12 protein-coding genes, 1 pseudogene and 1 riboswitch are annotated in these 16,285 nt (G+C 73.5%); of the genes and pseudogenes, 6 read left to right on the top strand and 7 right to left on the bottom strand.

Annotated features, from left to right (window positions below; genetic code table 11):
- Positions 1–41: 41 nt before the first annotated feature.
- Complete coding sequence (locus ACH9D3_RS02360; protein WP_396409707.1) at positions 42–338, bottom strand: hypothetical protein; 297 nt, start codon at positions 336–338, stop codon at positions 42–44.
- Between the two features lie 422 nt (positions 339–760).
- A riboswitch (SAM riboswitch) is annotated at positions 761–886 on the top strand.
- Positions 887–899: 13 nt separating this feature from the next.
- On the opposite strand from ACH9D3_RS02360, the gene ACH9D3_RS02365 reads away from it, so the two are divergent.
- Together ACH9D3_RS02365 and ACH9D3_RS02370 are read left to right on the top strand one after the other, a co-directional pair.
- Positions 900–1,142, top strand: a complete 243-nt coding sequence (locus tag ACH9D3_RS02365) for a hypothetical protein (protein WP_396409708.1) — start codon at positions 900–902, stop codon at positions 1,140–1,142.
- Between the two features lie 23 nt (positions 1,143–1,165).
- The gene (locus ACH9D3_RS02370; RefSeq protein WP_396409709.1) at positions 1,166–1,540 is read left to right on the top strand and encodes a hypothetical protein; all 375 of its coding nucleotides are present in this window, start codon (positions 1,166–1,168) and stop codon (positions 1,538–1,540) included.
- Between the two features lie 4 nt (positions 1,541–1,544).
- On the opposite strand, the pseudogene ACH9D3_RS02375 reads toward ACH9D3_RS02370, so the two are convergent.
- Positions 1,545–2,715, bottom strand: a pseudogene (locus ACH9D3_RS02375) (glycosyltransferase family 4 protein).
- 114 nt (positions 2,716–2,829) lie between these two features.
- Between ACH9D3_RS02375 and ACH9D3_RS02380 the strand changes: the two are divergent.
- From ACH9D3_RS02380 to purH, 3 genes are all read left to right on the top strand, one after another.
- A complete protein-coding gene (locus tag ACH9D3_RS02380) occupies positions 2,830–4,428 on the top strand; it encodes a cell division protein PerM (protein WP_396409723.1) in 1,599 nt (532 codons plus the stop codon).
- Between the two features lie 456 nt (positions 4,429–4,884).
- Positions 4,885–5,457 carry a phosphoribosylglycinamide formyltransferase gene (gene purN / locus ACH9D3_RS02385; protein ID WP_396409710.1) on the top strand — a complete coding sequence of 191 codons (573 nt, stop codon included), beginning with the start codon at positions 4,885–4,887 and terminating at the stop codon, positions 5,455–5,457.
- 228 nt (positions 5,458–5,685) lie between these two features.
- Positions 5,686–7,296, top strand: a complete 1,611-nt coding sequence (purH, locus tag ACH9D3_RS02390) for a bifunctional phosphoribosylaminoimidazolecarboxamide formyltransferase/IMP cyclohydrolase (RefSeq protein ID WP_396400369.1) — start codon at positions 5,686–5,688, stop codon at positions 7,294–7,296.
- 101 nt (positions 7,297–7,397) lie between these two features.
- On the opposite strand, the gene ACH9D3_RS02395 is transcribed toward purH, so the two are convergent.
- From ACH9D3_RS02395 to ACH9D3_RS02405, 3 genes are all read right to left on the bottom strand, one after another.
- Entirely contained in the window at positions 7,398–9,620 is a 2,223-nt protein-coding gene (locus ACH9D3_RS02395; RefSeq protein WP_396409711.1) for an NADP-dependent isocitrate dehydrogenase, read from the bottom strand.
- Between the two features lie 201 nt (positions 9,621–9,821).
- A complete protein-coding gene (locus ACH9D3_RS02400; protein WP_396409712.1) occupies positions 9,822–10,334 on the bottom strand; it encodes an Hsp20 family protein in 513 nt (170 codons plus the stop codon).
- A gap of 131 nt (positions 10,335–10,465) precedes the next feature.
- Complete coding sequence (locus ACH9D3_RS02405; RefSeq protein WP_396409713.1) at positions 10,466–11,560, bottom strand: Gfo/Idh/MocA family oxidoreductase; 1,095 nt, start codon at positions 11,558–11,560, stop codon at positions 10,466–10,468.
- Positions 11,561–11,644: 84 nt separating this feature from the next.
- On the opposite strand from ACH9D3_RS02405, the gene ACH9D3_RS02410 reads away from it, so the two are divergent.
- A complete protein-coding gene (locus ACH9D3_RS02410) occupies positions 11,645–12,226 on the top strand; it encodes a TetR/AcrR family transcriptional regulator (protein ID WP_396400365.1) in 582 nt (193 codons plus the stop codon).
- An 11-nt stretch (positions 12,227–12,237) separates the two neighbouring features.
- On the opposite strand, the gene ACH9D3_RS02415 is transcribed toward ACH9D3_RS02410, so the two are convergent.
- Together ACH9D3_RS02415 and ACH9D3_RS02420 are read right to left on the bottom strand one after the other, a co-directional pair.
- Positions 12,238–12,795 carry a gamma carbonic anhydrase family protein gene (locus tag ACH9D3_RS02415; RefSeq protein WP_396409714.1) on the bottom strand — a complete coding sequence of 186 codons (558 nt, stop codon included), beginning with the start codon at positions 12,793–12,795 and terminating at the stop codon, positions 12,238–12,240.
- Between the two features lie 64 nt (positions 12,796–12,859).
- The gene (locus ACH9D3_RS02420; RefSeq protein WP_396409715.1) at positions 12,860–16,183 is read right to left on the bottom strand and encodes a beta-phosphoglucomutase family hydrolase; all 3,324 of its coding nucleotides are present in this window, start codon (positions 16,181–16,183) and stop codon (positions 12,860–12,862) included.
- Positions 16,184–16,285: the final 102 nt, after the last annotated feature.

The following is a 16,285-nucleotide window of genomic DNA, read 5'->3' on the forward strand; positions in this document are numbered from 1 at the left end:
AGCCCGGTGGGCTGCGGCCTCTGTCGTCCCGTCTCCGCCGGCTACGCCGACAGCGGGAGGGACGAGGGGTGGAGCTTGAAGAACGGGTGCCGCCCGGTCGCCGCGAGGGCTCCGGGAACGAGGAGCTGGCGGTACTTGGCGCACCATTGCGCGTTTCCCTCCGTGTGCTCCGCCGCGGCGGCGAGGTCGTCGGCCTCGGGGCTCAGGTACTCCTGTACGTCCCCGTCGGTCGACGTGAGCCGGACGAGGTGCAGATCGGGGAGGGCGGTGACGGTCACGTCGATCCACTCCTCGCGCTGGTCGGTGGGGATGGCTGTTCTTTCTTCGGACATGGTCATGTTTTCTCCTGACGTTCTTGCAGGCATCCGAGGGCGTTGCCCGCCGCTTCGTCATCCGATCCACCCGGGAACTTCGGGTTGGCGCGCAGCGGGTCGGAGCCTCTCCGCGAACTCGCCGGGGATCGCCGATCTCCGGCCGAGCGCGTGGACGCCGCATCTCGAGAAGCATGTTCAGGCTACCCCGAGGCTCTGACACCACGACAGGCACGTCGTGAGTTGTGTCACCGAAACGTAATGCTCGGGATCGGCGCCGGCGCCGACCCCGGTGTTCTCGTCACCCATTCCAGCGCAGCGATGTGTCGTCGAGGTGTCGGAGCGGTGACACGCCGGGGAAGACCGGCGCACCGGAGGACGGCTCCGGGTCCGGTCGGGCGCCGCCGGCCGACGTGGTCCGGAGCGACGATGTGGTTCAATGGGAGCAGCTTCAAGAGTCCCGGTCGGCAAGCTCCGACTTGACCGGGCACCAACCCCATGTTCACGGGTGGTTCGGATGACGAAGCGGCTCGCATCGCCGCAGCGGCGGCACCCGGTGCGAGCAAGAGCGCACGAAGGATCCCGGTCATGTCCGACCCCCTCCACTCCGTCTCCCGCGGCGGCACGTCCCCCGTGGCCGCGCCGCACGGCACTTCGCCGAGCAGCACGGTCCCCGGCAGCGCCGTACCGGGCGGCTCCGTCATCGGTGCCCCGGCGCTCGGCAGCTCCGCCATGAGCGTCGAGGAGTACGCACGGGTGGTGCAGGCCCGCACCGAGTTCGTGGACTTCCTGCTGGCCCCGGCCCGCGGCGAACTCGCCGCCGCGGCCTGAGCCGGCTCGGCGGACCCGCCACCGTGGACCTCCTCCTGGACCGTTCCGTGCTCCTCGGGATCCGCACCCCGGAGCGCTGCCCCGCGCTGGCGGGAGTCCTGCGGCGGCACGGGCACCGGCGGCTGTTCCTGCCGGCCACGGTGCTGGGCGAGCTGCTCGCGGAGCGGCCCGACGAGACGCTGTGGACGGAGCAGCTCGAGCTGCGCTTCCCGGCGCGGGTGCTGCCGGTGGACGCCGCCGTGGCCAGGGCATGGGGCGGCCTGGCCGCTGCCGATCCGCTCGCGGGGCTCACCGCGGCCACGGCGCTGGTGCACGGTCTGACCGTGCTCACCGCCGAGCCCGGGCGGTACGCGGACACGGGAGTGCCCGTGCTGGACGCGTCCCCCGCGCGGCGGTAGGACCTCAGGCGGGCCGGCGGTGACGCGGACCGCGTCCGCGCACCCCGAGCGCCACAGCACGGCCGTAGTGCTCCAGCAGCTGGCCGACCAGGACGTCCCACGTCCGGCCCTGCACCGCCGCGTGCGCCGCGGCTCCGAACGCGGCGCGCTTCGCGTCGTCCCCCAGGAGGTCGGCCACGTGCGCGCGCAGCGAGCCGAGGTCGCCGGGGGGATACAGCCAGCCGGTGCGGGAGGGGTCCACGAGGTCGAGGGGTCCGCCCCGTCCGGTCGCGACCACCGGCACCCCGGAGGCCATGGCCTCCTGGACGGTCTGGCAGAACGTCTCGAACTCCCCGGGGTGGACGAACACGTCGAGGGAGGCCATGATCCCGGCGAGCTCGGCCCCGGTGCGGCGGCCGGTGAAGTGCGCCCGCGGGAGGCGGCGGCGCAGTGCGTCCTCCTCCGGCCCCGAGCCCACGACGACGAGGCGGGCGCCGGGCAGGTCCGCGACCGCGGAGAGGTCCTCGACCTGCTTCTCGGGTGCGATCCGGCCCACGTAGCCGACGATCCGCCGCCCGCCGCCGACCTCCGCCCGCCACCGCTCGTCGCGGTGCCGCGGGGAGAAGCGGGTCGTGTCCACCCCGCGCCGCCACAGGTGCACGTCGTGGACGCCGTGCTCGGTGAGCTGCCGGACGGCCGAGCTGGACGGAGCGAGCGTGAGGGTCGCGAGGTTGTGCATCGAGCGCACGTGCCCCCACAGGAGCTGCTCGAGGAACGGGGCCCCGTACTTCGCCGCGTAGCCGGGCACGTCCGTCTGGTAGACCGCCACGCTGGGCACCCCGAGCTGGTGGGCCGCCAGGATCGCCCGGCGGCCCAGCACGAACGGCGAGGCGACGTGCACGACATCGGGCCGGAGACGCTCCAGCCGGCGCCGCACCCGCGCGACGGTGCCTCCGGCCACCCGCACGTCGGGGTAGCCGGTCAGGGGGACCGCGGGCAGCCGGTGCACCGGCACGCCGTCGAGGTCCTCCACCACCTCCTCCGCGAGGCGCCCGAGCGGGGCGGGGTCGTAGGAGGGCGCCACCACCGCGACGTCGTGCCCCCCCGGAGACCAGCTCCTCGACGACCCGCAGGACCGAGTGGGTGACCCCGTTGAGGTGGGGGAGGAACTGTTCGGCGACCACGACGACTCTCATGGGCCGAGCCTCTCCGGGGCGGGCGACACCGCGGGAAGCGCCGCGTGGCCCGCCGGTGACGACGGGGTGAAACCTCCCCCGGGGCGCCGCACGGGCGTGGGAGGATGGGCGGTGATGAACTCCCAAGGCTCCTCTTCCCCCGCAGCACCCGCCGGGCGCCGCGACGTGCCGATGCCGCTGTGGCTGCAGGGCGTCGTGGAGCTCGGCTCCGTGGCCGTGGTGTCCTACCTCCTGGTCCTGCTGACCGTGCTCATGGTGTGGCTCGCCGACGGCTTCGACACCCTCGGCCTGACCGGCGGGTTCGTGCTCTCCGGCCACGTGTGGCTGCTCGCGCACCTGACCCCCCTCCAGGTGGCGCTGGACCCCGGCGCAGGGCTGCCCGCGACCACCGGGACGCTCAACCTGGTCCCGCTCGGGCTGACCCTCGTCCCGTTCGCGCTCGCGTGGCACGCCGGACGGCGGCTGGCGCGCGCCTGCTGGGAGGGCCAGTTCTGGCAGCCGTACCTGAGCGGACTGGCCGCCTACGCCGCCGTGGGCGCGGCGGCCGCGCTGCTGTTCAGCACGGACGAGGTCGCGGCGAGCCCGGGGGCCGCCGCGGTCTTCCCGCTCGTGCCCGTGGCGCTGGGCGGGTTCGTGGGCGCGTACCGGGCCTCCCGGTCCCTGCCCGGGCTGATCGGCGTCAACGCCGCGGCGTGGGTCGAGCGCACGAGCCAGTACTCCCGCTGGGCGGGCTCCTACGTGTGGGCGGTGCTGCGTGCCGGGTTCGTGGCGGCCGTGGCGGGGGTCGGCGCCGGAGCCGCCCTGCTCGCCGCCGCCCTGCTCTGGAACTGGAACGACGTGGTGGGCGTCTACCAGCGGCTGGGCACCGGCGTGCCGGGGGACACCGCCCTGACCGGGCTCCAGCTCGGCTACCTGCCGAACCTCGCGGTCTACGCCCTGGCCTGGGCCACGGGGGCGGGCTTCGACCTGGGCTCGGGCACGCACTCCTCACCCCTCGGCACCGACCCGGGGCCCGTGCCGATGCTCCCCGCGCTCGCGGCGCTGCCGCCCGCGGACCTCCCGGCATGGGCGCTCGTCGTGGTGGTGCTGCCCGTCCTGGCGGGAGTGCTCGCCGGCTGGTGGTTCCTGCGGGAGGGGGAGAACCACCTGGACGACTGGATGGCGATCCGGCTGCCCGCCCGCTGGATCACCTTCCCGCTGTCGACGCTGCTGACCGGGCTCCTCGTGGGCGCGGTCGCCGGCGTGCTGGTGATGCTGCTGAGCTGGTTGGCGCACGGCTCGCTGGGGCTCGGCCGGCTCACCGACGTGGGGCCCGACGGACCGGCCGTGCTGCTCTGGTTCGGCGCGGAGGTGGCCGTGGGCGCGATCGTCGGCTGCGTCGTGGGCCCCTGGCTCGAGCACGAGCCGTCGTTCGCCCCGCCCCGCGGCGCCGCGGACGAGGAGGCCGGGACACCGGTCGCGAGGCGCGAGGCGCGCAGGAGGCGCCGGGAGGAGGCCGCGGCTCGGCGGGCGATGCGCTCGTCCGGGCGGCGGGACCCGCGGCCGGAGGCCGGGCGCACGGACCGGCCCGCGGACGACGCTCCGTGGGCGTCTCAGGAACGGGCCGTCGAGGCCTCCGTGCCCTCCCGTGCCGCGGAGGCGTTCGACGTGGACGCGGTCGAGGCCTCCGCGGCGTCGTCCGAGGCCGGTTCCCCCGAGCCGCCGGAGAGGTAGTCCCAGACGCCGTCCTCCAGCTCCTGCTGGCACTGCGCCGTCCCGGAGAGCGTGAGGGTGTCGGCGAGGCACTGCTGGTAGGCCTCGGCCACCGGCCACAGGGCCAGCCGGGCCCCGCCGGTGAGCAGGCTCAGCGTCCCCAGCACGATCGCGGCGACCGCGCTCACCACCAGCAGCCGGCGCTTGCCCGTCCCCCGGGAGCGGACCAGCGCGGCGATGCCCAGCCCGAGGCCCACGGCCGCCAGCACGACCCCCGCCACGGTCGGCCACAGGCTGGAGCCGACGAGGAGCAGGGCGACCGCCGCGCAGACGAGTCCCGCCCCCGCCGCACGGGTGGGGGCGGCGCGTCGTGTGTCCGCCGGAGCTGCCTCGGGGGTCGGTCGGGGAGGGGTCATGCCCTTCACTCTAGGGCACCCCCGGGGCCGCTCCCCGCCCCGCCCGACTAGACTCGTCGGCATGCGCATCGTGGTCATGGTCTCCGGTTCCGGCACCAATCTCCAGGCGGTGCTGGACGCGGTCCGGGAGGGCCGGATCGACGTGGAGGTCGCCGCGGTGGGCGCGGACAAGCCCTGCACCGGGCTCGTGCGGGCGCGGGACGCCGGGATCGAGACGTTCCTCGTCCGGCCCGGGGACCACCCGGACCGGACGCGGTGGAACCGCGCACTGCAGGAGGCGGTGGCCGCCCGGACGCCCGACCGGGTGCTCTTCGCGGGGTTCATGCGGATCGTGGACGCCGGGTTCGTCGAGGCCTTCGCGGGCCGGGTCGTCAACACCCACCCCTCGCTGCTGCCGTCCTTCCCGGGGGCGCACGCGGTGCGGGACGCGCTCGCGCACGGGGTGAAGGTCACCGGCGTCACCGTCCACGAGGTCGTGGCCGACGTCGACGCGGGCCCGATCCTGGCGCAGGCCGCGGTCCCCGTGCGGGACGGCGACACCGAGGACGAGCTGCACGAGCGGATCAAGGCCGCCGAGCGGGAGCTCCTCGTGGACACCCTCGGTGTCCTGGCCCGCCCGGTCCCGGCCCGGTGACGCGCCGGTAGGGGTGTCGCCGACAGCGCGGCGGCACCGCGTGCACGGATCCTGCGGCGTCGGCGCGGCGGGACGGGCACAGCCGGCCGGAGCGGTTCGAGCGGTGGGCGCGCCCGGTGGAGGACGTCCGCCGGTACCGTCCGGCACGTGCCGACACCTCCGCGCGGGTCCGTAAAATGGTCCCGGCGGATCCCGCCGGCAGCCACGACCCCGACCCTTGGAGAACCTGTGAGCCCCATCCAGCTTGACCGCGTGCCCATCCGACGGGCGCTGGTCTCCGTCTACGACAAGACCGGCCTCGAGGGCCTCGCCACCGGTCTGCACCAGGCCGGCGTGGCGATCGTCTCCACGGGCTCGACCGCACGGCGCATCGCCGCCCTGGGCGTGCCCGTGACGGAGGTCGCGGACGTCACCGGGTTCCAGGAGTGCCTGGAGGGCCGGGTCAAGACCCTGCACCCGCGAGTGCACGCGGGCATCCTCGCGGACCGCCGGAAGCAGGACCACATGGACCAGCTCGCGGAGCTGGAGATCGAGCCCTTCGACCTCGTGGTCGTGAACCTCTACCCGTTCGTGGACACCGTGCGCTCCGGCGCGGGCCAGGACGAGGTCGTCGAGCAGATCGACATCGGCGGGCCCTCCATGGTCCGGGCCGCCGCGAAGAACCACGCGGCCGTGTCCGTCGTCGTGGACCCGTCCGCCTACAACGAGGTCGTCGACGCGGCGGCCGGGGGCGGCTTCGACCTGCGGGCGCGCCGCCGGCTGGCGGCCGCGGCCTTTGCGCACACCGCCGCCTACGACACCGCCGTGGCGACCTGGACGGCGCAGCAGTTCGACCAGGACGAGGACGCCAACTTCTGGCCGCCCTACGCGGGGCTCGCCCTCCAGCGCTCCGCCGCCCTGCGCTACGGCGAGAACCCGCACCAGAAGGGCGCGCTCTACGTCGACGAGGCCGCGGCCCCCGGCATCGCCCAGGCCGACCAGCTGCACGGCAAGGAGATGTCCTACAACAACTACGTGGACGCCGACGCCGCCCTGCGCGCCGCCTACGACTTCGACGAGCCGGCCGTGGCCGTCGTCAAGCACAACAACCCGTGCGGGCTCGCCGTGGCCACCCCGGGCGCCGAGGACCCGGTCGCGGACGCCCACCGCAAGGCCCACGCGTGCGACCCGCTCTCCGCCTACGGCGGAGTGATCGCCGCCAACCGGCCCGTGACCCGGGCCATGGCCGAGACCGTCAAGGACATCTTCACCGAGGTCGTCGTCGCCCCCGGCTTCGAGCCCGGGGCCCTGGAGGTCCTGCGGGCCCGGAAGAACATCCGGCTGCTCGAGCTGCCCGAGGGCTTCGCGCAGGACGCCCTCGAGTACCGGCAGGTCTCCGGCGGCGCGCTGCTGCAGGTCTCCGACCGGCTCGACGCCGCCGGCGACGACCCCGCCGCGTGGACCCTCGCCGCCGGCGCCCCGGCGGACGAGCGGACGCTCGCCGACCTGGCCTTCGCGTGGAAGGCGCTGCGGCCCGTGAAGTCCAACGCGATCCTGCTCGCCGACCGCGGCGCGTCCGTGGGCATCGGGATGGGGCAGGTCAACCGCGTGGACTCCTGCCGGCTCTCGGTGGAGCGGGCCAACGGCCTGGGCGAGGACGGCGCCGAGCGCGCACGGGGCGCCGTCGCGGCGTCGGACGCGTTCTTCCCCTTCGCGGACGGTCTGCAGGTGCTCCTGGACGCCGGCGTGCGCGCCGTGGTCCAGCCGGGCGGCTCGATCCGGGACGAGGAGGTCGTGGCGGCGGCCGAGGCCGCGGGCGTGACGATGTACTTCACGGGGGCCCGGCACTTCTTCCACTGACCCGCGACCCGGGCCGTGCACCACGGCGCACGGCGACGGCCGCACCCCTCGGGGTGCGGCCGTCGCCGTCAGGGCCGGGCGCGGCGGTCCGCGCGCTCAGCTCAGGCGCTCAGCGACGCGAGGACGCGGTTGAAGGTCTCCGACGGGCGCATCACCGAGAACGTCTTCTCGTCGTCCGGGCGGTAGTACCCGCCGATGTCGGCGGGGCGGCCCTGCACGGAGACCAGCTCCTCGTTGATCGCGTCCTCGTTGGCGGCCAGCTGCTCGGCCACGGAGGCGAAGGCCTGCGCCAGCTCGGCGTCCTCGTCCTGCCGCGCCAGCTCCTGGGCCCAGTACAGGGCCAGGTAGAAGTGGCTGCCGCGGTTGTCGATCTCGCCGGCCTTCCGGCTCGGGGACTTGTTCTCCTCGAGGAACGTGCCCGTGGCCCGGTCCAGGGTCTCGCCGAGGATCCGGGCGCGGGCGTTGTCCGCCGTCGAGGCCAGGTGGTCGAGACTCGCCGCCAGGGCGAGGAACTCGCCGAGGCTGTCCCAGCGGAGGTGGTTCTCCTCGACCAGCTGCTGGACGTGCTTCGGTGCGGAGCCGCCGGCCCCGGTCTCGAACAGGCCGCCGCCGTTGATCAGCGGGACCACGGAGAGCATCTTCGCGGAGGTGCCGAGCTCCAGGATCGGGAACAGGTCGGTCAGGTAGTCGCGCAGCACGTTGCCGGTGACCGAGATGGTGTCCTCGCCGCGGCGGATCCGCTCGATCGAGAACGCGGTGGCCTCCTCGGGGGACATGATCTCGATCTGCAGGCCCTCGGTGTCGTGCTCGGGCAGGTAGCGTTCGATCTTCGCGATGAGGTTCGTGTCGTGGGCGCGGGTGCGGTCCAGCCAGAACACGGCCGGCGTCCCGGAGGCCCGGGCGCGGGTGACGGCGAGCTTGACCCAGTCGCGGATCGCGACGTCCTTCGTCTGGCACGCGCGCCAGATGTCACCGGGGGAGACCTCGTGCTCGATGAGCACGCTGCCGGAGGAGTCGACGACCTGCACGGTGCCCGCCGCGGCGATCTCGAAGGTCTTGTCGTGGGAGCCGTACTCCTCGGCCTTCATCGCCATGAGACCCACGTTCGGCACGGAACCCATGGTGGTCGGGTCGAACGCGCCGTTGGCGCGGCAGTCGTCGACCACCACTTGGTAGATCCCGGCGTAGGAGCTGTCCGGCAGCACCGCGAGGGTGTCGGCCTCCTCGCCCTCGGGGCCCCACATGTGCCCGGAGGTGCGGATCATGGCCGGCATCGACGCGTCGACGATGACGTCGGAGGGCACGTGCAGGTTCGTGATGCCCTTGTCGGAGTTGACCATGGCGAGCTTCGGGCCCTCGGCGAGGCCCTTGTCGATCGCGGCCCGCACCTCGTCGCGCACCTCGGCCGGCAGGGCGTCGAGGCCGTTGAGGATCGCGGCGAGGCCGTTGTCGGAGGACAGGCCCGCCTCCTCGAGGGCGGCACCGTGGGCGGCGAAGACCTCGGGGAAGAAGGCCTCGATCACGTGGCCGAAGATGATCGGGTCGGAGACCTTCATCATGGTCGCCTTCAGGTGCACCGAGAACAGGACGTCCTCCTGCTTGGCGCGCTCGACCTGCTCCGCGAGGAAGGCGTCCAGGGCGGCGGCCCGCATCACGGTGCCGTCGACGACCTCGCCGGCGAGCACGGGGACGGACTCCTTCAGGACCGTGGTGCTGCCGTCCTCGCCGACCAGCCGGATCGTCAGGTCGTCGTCGGCCTCCATGACGACGGACTTCTCGTTGTCGCGGAAGTCGTCGGCGCCCATCGTGGCCACGTTGGTCCGGGAGTCGGCGGACCACTCGCCCATGCGGTGCGGGTTCTTGCGGACGTAGTTCTTCACCGAGGCGGGGGCGCGGCGGTCCGAGTTGCCCTCGCGCAGCACCGGGTTGACCGCGGAGCCCTTGACCTTGTCGTAGCGGGCCCGGGTCTCCTTCTCCTCCTCGGTCCGCGGCTCGTCCGGATAGTCCGGGAGCTCCACGCCCTGCTCCTGCAGCTCCTTGACCGCGGCCTTCAGCTGCGGGACGGAGGCGGAGATGTTGGGGAGCTTGATGATGTTGGCCTCGGGCCTCTTGGCCAGCTCGCCGAGCTCCGCGAGGGCGTCGTCCACCCGCTGGTCCTCGGGCAGGCGGTCGTTGAAGACGGCGAGGATGCGCCCGGCCAGGGAGATGTCGCGGGTCTCCACCTCGACGCCGGCGGTCGAGGCGTAGGCCTCGATGATCGGCTTGAACGAGTAGGTGGCGAGCAGGGGCGCCTCGTCGGTGCGGGTGTAGATGATCTTGGCCATGTGCGGGTTGTCTCCCAGGACGTCGTCGGATCGATGGTGTCGCTTCCTGGTGCCAAGATACCCGAGGCGGCGCCCCGGCCGCTGGCAGGCGCCGGCCGTCGGGCGCTCCCGGGCGCGACGGCGGGCCCGTCCCCCGCGGGGAACGGGCCCGTGGCCGCGGCGTCCCGCGCGGGCGCGGGGAGGTTCTCGAGGGGTCCGGGGTCAGCCCTCGGTGGACTGGGTGGACTCGGCGCCGTTGACCAGCTCCCCCTCGCCGATCACGGGGTCGCCGCCCTGCTGCGAGCCCTCGTCCAGGGCCTGCTGCTCGCCCTGGCCGGAGACCACCTGGATCTTGCGGGGCTTGGCCTGGGCCGTGACCGGGATCGTCACCGTGAGCACGCCGTTGTCGTAGTTCGCGGCGATGTGCTGGATGTCGATGCCCTGGCCCAGGTTGAGCTGGCGCACGAACGAGGAGCTCTGCCGCTCCCGGGTGATCCACTGGACGTCCTGCACCTCGGGGAGGTCCCGCTCCGCCCGGATGGTCAGCAGCTGCCCGTCCACGTCGACGTCGACGCTGCCGGGGTCGATGCCGGGCAGGTCCGCCCGGAGGATGTACTGGTCGCCGTCCCGGTAGAGGTCCATGGGCATCTCCCGCAGCCCCTGCCGGGCGAAGAGCGAAGCGGCGAGACGGTCGAACTCGTTGAACGGGGTGAACATCGTGGCCACGTCAATCATCTCCTGAAGCATATGCGCAATGTCTTCGATACTTAGTTGAGTCGCATCAACTCAACTGTTGTCCATGATAGACCCGCTCCCGGGGGCGTTCAACAGGTCCCGGACGGCATCGCCCAGGGCGAACCGGGCCGTCACCGGGCGTCGTGGGGATACACCAGACCGATCCGCTGCCGCACCCGGTCGAAGAGCTCCGCGAGCTCCAGGGAGTCGGCCCACGGCATGACGGGGGACTCGAGCAGGCCCTGCTGCACGCAGCGCGTGGCCTCGCGCATCTCGAAGCCGTAGCCCGCGCCCGCGACCGCCACGTGCTCGACGACCGGGGCGGCGCCCCGGCGGATCCCGTCCGCGCTCTGCAGCACCAGGGTGGTCGGGCAGTTGATCCGCCCGTCCACGCGCAGCCAGCCGTCCGTGCCGCTGATCGTGACCTGGTGGGGGACCGTGGTGGACAGGGTGCCGCTCACGTGGGCCCGGCCGTGCCCGTAGTCCAGGGTCAGCGCGGTGTCCAGGTCCACGTCCGTGGGGCCGAGCTCCGACCGGGCGCTCCAGCCCTCCGGGGCCCCCAGCACGGCGGAGGTCCAGGTCAGGGGATAGACCAGCATGTCCAGGAGGACCCCGCCGCCGTCGGCCTTCCGGAACAGCCGGTGCGCCGGGTCGAGGGGCCGGTGCATGCCGATGGAGGCCTCGACCGAGCGCACCCGGCCGAGCCGTCCGTCCCGCACCCTGCGCATGGCGGTGCGGAAGCCGGGGGTCATGCGGGTCCAGACCGCCTCCATGAGGAAGACGCCGTGCTCGCGCGCCAGGCGGAGCAGGTCACGGACCTCCGCGGCGGTCATGGCCAGGGCCTTCTCGCACACCACGTGCTTGCCCGCCCGCAGGAGTGCCGAGACGTCCCGGTGGTGGTACCCGTGCGGGGTGGCCACGTAGACGATCTCCACCTCGGGATCGGCCGCGAGGCGGTCCAGGCCCGTGGCGGTGGCCGTGCTGCCGTAGGCCCGCAGCATCCCGTGCCGGCGGGCGAAGTCCTCGGCGCGGCCCTGGTCCCGGGAGCTCACGGCGACGAGCCGGGCGTCGGGCAGTGCGGCGATGTCCGGGACGACGTTCTCCGCGACGTCGGCGGTGCTGACCACCCCCCACCCGAGCGTGCGGCCCGTGGCGGTGCGGGGGTCGTCCAGGTGGGCGGCGTCGAGGGCGGCGTCGACGAACGGGCTGAGGGTCTGGGCGGGCATGGGCGCATTCTGCCACGCCGTCCGCCGGCCGCACCCGATGGGAGAGCGGTGATCGAATGACCGTTCGCGACCTACACTGGACCCGTGCCCCGGGTGAGCCAGCAGTACAAGGACGAGCGACGCCGCGAGATCGTGGCGGCCGCCGGCCGGTGCTTCCTCGAGCACGGCTTCGAGGGGGCGTCGATGCACCGCATCATCGCCGCCGCGGGGCTGTCGGCGGGGGCGCTGTACAACCACTTCCCGAGCAAGCAGGACCTCGTGGCGGCGACCGCCCGAGCGGCCCTGGACCGGGTCCTGGTGGCCGCGGAGGACGCGCCCGGCGCCGACCCCGCGGCGTGGGTCGTGGGACTGCTGGAGCAGCTGGCCGCGGACCCCGACACGACCCGCCTCCTCCTCATCACGTGGGGCGAGGCGGTCAGCGACCCCGGTCTGGCGGGTCTGGCCGGGGAACACCTGGGGCGGGTCCGCGACCGGGTCCAGGAGCGCTACGGGCGGTGGGCGGTGGAGGAGCTGGGACTCGACGCCCACGGGGCCGGGGAGTGGGCCGGGATGTTCGCCCAGGCCATCCTCTCGGTGCTGCAGGGCTACGTGGTGCAGTCGTGCCTGCTGCCCGGCTTCGACCACGACGCCTACCTGGACTACGCGCGCACGCTCGCAGCACAGTGACGACCCGCAGGTCAGCGGGCGCGGGGCCCGGCTCCGGCGCTGAGCCGGCGGTGCTCGGCCGAGAGCTGCACGTAGGTCCGCGCGTTGGCGCGGACCTTCTCCTGCTCCGGCGCCGTGAGCTCGCGCCGGACCTTGGCCGGCACCCCGGCCACCAGTGACCGGGGCGGCACCACGGTGCCCTCCAGGACGACGGCGCCCGCGGCGACCAGCGAGCCGGTGCCGATCACCGCGCCGTTGAGCACGGTCGCGTTCATCCCGACCAGGACCTCGTCCTCCACCGTGCACCCGTGCACCACGGCGCCGTGGCCCACGCTCACGTCCGCGCCGATCGTGCAGGCGTGGCCGGGGTCGGAGTGGACCACCACGTTGTCCTGCAGGTTGGACCGCGCCCCCACCCGGACGGGGGAGCGGTCCCCGCGCACCACGGCGCCGTAGAACGTCCCGGACCCGGGCCCCAGTTCGACGTCGCCGACGACCGTGGCGGTCGCGGCCACGAAGGCGGACGGGTCGATCCGGGGCTCGTGGCCCCCGTGCGGGAGGACCAGGGCGGCGGGCGCGAGGGGTTCCATGGCCCCAGCCTAGCCGCGGGCCCGGCCCTGCCGACCGGGGCCCGGGCGCTCGTCCGCCGGCGGCTCAGACGCCCTGCCGGGTGGCGGCCGGCCGCGCGGAGCGCACGTGCCCGTGCTGGATGGCCACCCGGATCTTCTGGCCGCCCTTGAGCACGTACTCCGCGCCGTGCACGTGGATCGTGACGCTGTCCGCGCGGCGGGAGGCGCCCTCGAGCTCGAGGACGTGGTGGTCGATGCAGACCCGGATCACCTGGCCGCGGTAGAGCACGGTGAACCTGACCGTCTCCAGCTGGCTCGGCAGGGCGGGGTCGAACTCGAGCCACTCCCCCCGCACGCGCAGCCCCGCGTAGGCGCGGGTCACGACGTCGACGGAGCCGGCCATCGCGCCCAGGTGGATGCCCTCGCCCGTGGTCCCGCCCTGGGTGTCGTCGAGGTCCACCAGCAGGGCGTCCTGGAACGCGGCCCACGACCGGTCCGGGTGCAGCCACGCGAGCACCGAGGCGTTGACCACCCGGGAGAGCGAGGAGCCGTGCGACGAGCGCGCGATGTAGAAGTCGACCGTGCGCTCGACGGCCGCGTGGTCCACCTCGTAGCCCATCCGGCCGAGCTCCTCGACGAGGCCGTCGGGTCCCAGCAGGTAGACCAGCATGATCGTGTCGGCCTGCTTGGCCAGCTTGTAGTTGTTGGTCATGTCGCCCTCGTTCTCCAGCAGGAGGTCGAGGCGGCCGATGTTGCGGTACTTGGCCCGGTAGAACTCCCAGTCGAGCTCGTCGAGGTCGTCGTAGCCGTGGAACTGGCTGATCGTGCCGTCCGCGTTGAACGGCACGAACATCCGCTCGGCCATCTGCTGCCAGGTCCCGACCTCCTCGGCCGAGAGGTCGAAGCGGGCGGAGAGCTCCTCCCGCTGGTGCTCGACCATGTCGTGGAAGATGTGGGCGCTGTGCCGGAACAGCCAGGCCGCCAGCACGTTCGTGTAGGCGTTGTCCTTGAGCCCGCCGCCGTGCTGCCCGCGCGGGCCGTCGTGGTACTCGTCCGGGCCCATCACGCCCGCGATGTGGTAGCGGCCGTCCGCGGGGTCGTAGTCCGTGAGGGACGCGAACAGGCGGGTGATCCCGACGATCAGCTCCGAGCCCTGCCCCGCGAGCCAGTCGATGTCACCGGTGGTCTCGTAGTAGATCCAGGCGTTGTACGCGATGGCGAGGCCCACGTGGAACTGCCGCCACGAGTTGTCCGGCAGCCACCGGTTGGAGTGGTGGTTGAAGAGCTCCGGCGGCGTCTCCTCCCGGCCGTCCGACCCGGACTGCCAGGGGAACGCGGCGCCCTCGAGCCCGAACTCGGTGGCCCGGTGCTTCGCCATGGGCAGCCGGCGCCACCGGTAGGAGAGCAGCCCGCGCGTCACCTGCGGCTGGTGCAGGTTCACGACCGGCAGGATGTAGAGCTCGTCCCAGAAGATGTGCCCCCGGTAGCCCTCGCCGTGCAGCCCGCGGGCCGGGACGCCGGCGTCACGCAGGGACATGTGCGGCGCCAGGGTCTGGGACACGTGGAACAGGTGCACCCGCAGCGCCAGCTGGGTCAGGCCCAGCTCCCCGGTGCGCTGTTCGGGGTCGGGGCACACGTCGACGTCGTAGCGGTCCCACAGCAGCGACCACTCGACCTCGTGCGAGGGCAGCAGCCCCCGGACGCCGCTCGGGTTGCGGTCCAGCTCCGCGAGGGCGCCCTCGCGGGGCGAGCCGATCGCGGCGTCACGGCTCGTGACCACCGCGGTGGTCGAGTCGATGATCACCGGGCGGCCGTCGGCGACGTTGACCTGGTGGCGGCGGAACTCGGTGCCGCCGGGGCGGATCTCGCGGCGCTCCCGGACGTTCTGGCCGCCCTCGATCGTCGTGCGCTGCGCCGTGGTGATCTCGATCTTGGACTGGGTGGTGCGCACGTGGGAGAGCAGGGTCTCGTGGTCGTCGGGCAGGGACGTCGACTCGAGGTCCACCAGGTGGTGGTCGTTGAGGTCGTAGTACTCCGCCACCCCGTTGTTGCGGACACTGGGGTCGATGCCCGTGCGCAGGTGCAGCCGCCCGGAGAACCCCCGGGCGGTCACCGTGGTCTCCTGCGCGCCGAGGTGGCGGAAGCGCAGCGAGACGAGACGGCGCTGGACGATCTCCAGCCGGGCGTGGGCCCCGTCCTCGCCCCGGTCGCCGTTGAGGTCGCTCAGGGTCAGGGACCGGATGAGCAGACCGCGGCGCAGGTCGAGCTCGATCCGCTCCTCCGACGGGCGCAGCCCGCCCTCCGACCACCAGTCGCCGCCGGAGACGCGCAGGTCCAGGTGGGTCCAGTTGGGGGCGTTGACCATGGACTCGTGCTCGACGTCGCGGCCGCTCAGGTGGCTCACCACCCGGTTGAAGACGCCGGCGAGGTAGTTGCCGGGGTAGTGCACCCCGTTGTCGGGGAACTCGCAGGCGGACCCGCGCACGCCCATGTAGCCGTTGGCGAGCGTCAGCAGGGTCTCCCGCCGGGACTCGGTGGCCGGGTCGAAGCCCTCGAAGACGAGCTTCCAGGGATCGTCGCGGCGGGCCCCGATGTCGAGCTCGCCCACGTCGTTGAGCACGAGCGTGGCCCCCGCCCGGTACAGGTCCTTGCGCTCGCCGTGGCGCCGGATCCCCACCACCGTGCCGAAGCCGCCGGCCGCCGCGGCCTGCACGCCGGAGACGGCGTCCTCCACCACCACGGCCCGGGCCGGGTTCACCCCGAGCATCTTGGCGCAGGTCAGGAACGTGTCGGGCGCCGGCTTGCCGGGCAGCCCGTGCTCGGCGGCGAAGTGGCCGTCCACGATGATGTCGAAGGAGTCCTGCAGCCCGGCCGCCGCGAGCACCGGGACGCTGTTGCGGCTCGCGGTCACGAGGCCCACCGGCACCCCGGCCGAGCGCAGCCGCTCGATGAGCGCGACGGTCTTCTCGAAGACCCGGACGCCCTGCACCTGCAGGGCGTCCTGGAAGTAGGTGTTCTTCAGCACGGACTGGCCCTGCACCGTCCACGCCCCCGGCGTCTCGTCGCCCTCCGGCAGGCGCGCGCCCCGGGCGGCGAGCAGGGACCGGATGCCGTCCTCGCGCCGTCGCCCGTCCACGTAGTGGCGGTAGTCGGCGTCGCTGTCGAAGGGCCGCCGGTCGATCGTGGTGCCCTCCTCGGCGGGCTCGAGCCGGTCGTCGTCGAGGATCGCGTCGAACAGGGTCTTCCAGGCCGCGGCGTGCACGGCGGCGGTGTCCGTCACCACGCCGTCCATGTCGAAGATCACGGCCTCGTGGGGGCAGCGCAACTGGTCGACCGCCTGCGGGGGGCCGTCCGAACCGTGGATCCGCGGAAGGGACGCGGTGAACGGGGCGGTGGGCAGAGCGTTCACGGGCGTTCCTCCGGAGATGGGTGCGAAATGCCGTGGCCCTCGGGAACCGCACGGAGAGACCTCGGCACGCGGCACGCTACGGACCCCGGGCGCGGCGTTGCG

This window comes from Kocuria kalidii (assembly GCF_044462225.1).
Taxonomy (GTDB): Bacteria; Actinomycetota; Actinomycetes; order Actinomycetales; family Micrococcaceae; genus Kocuria; species Kocuria kalidii.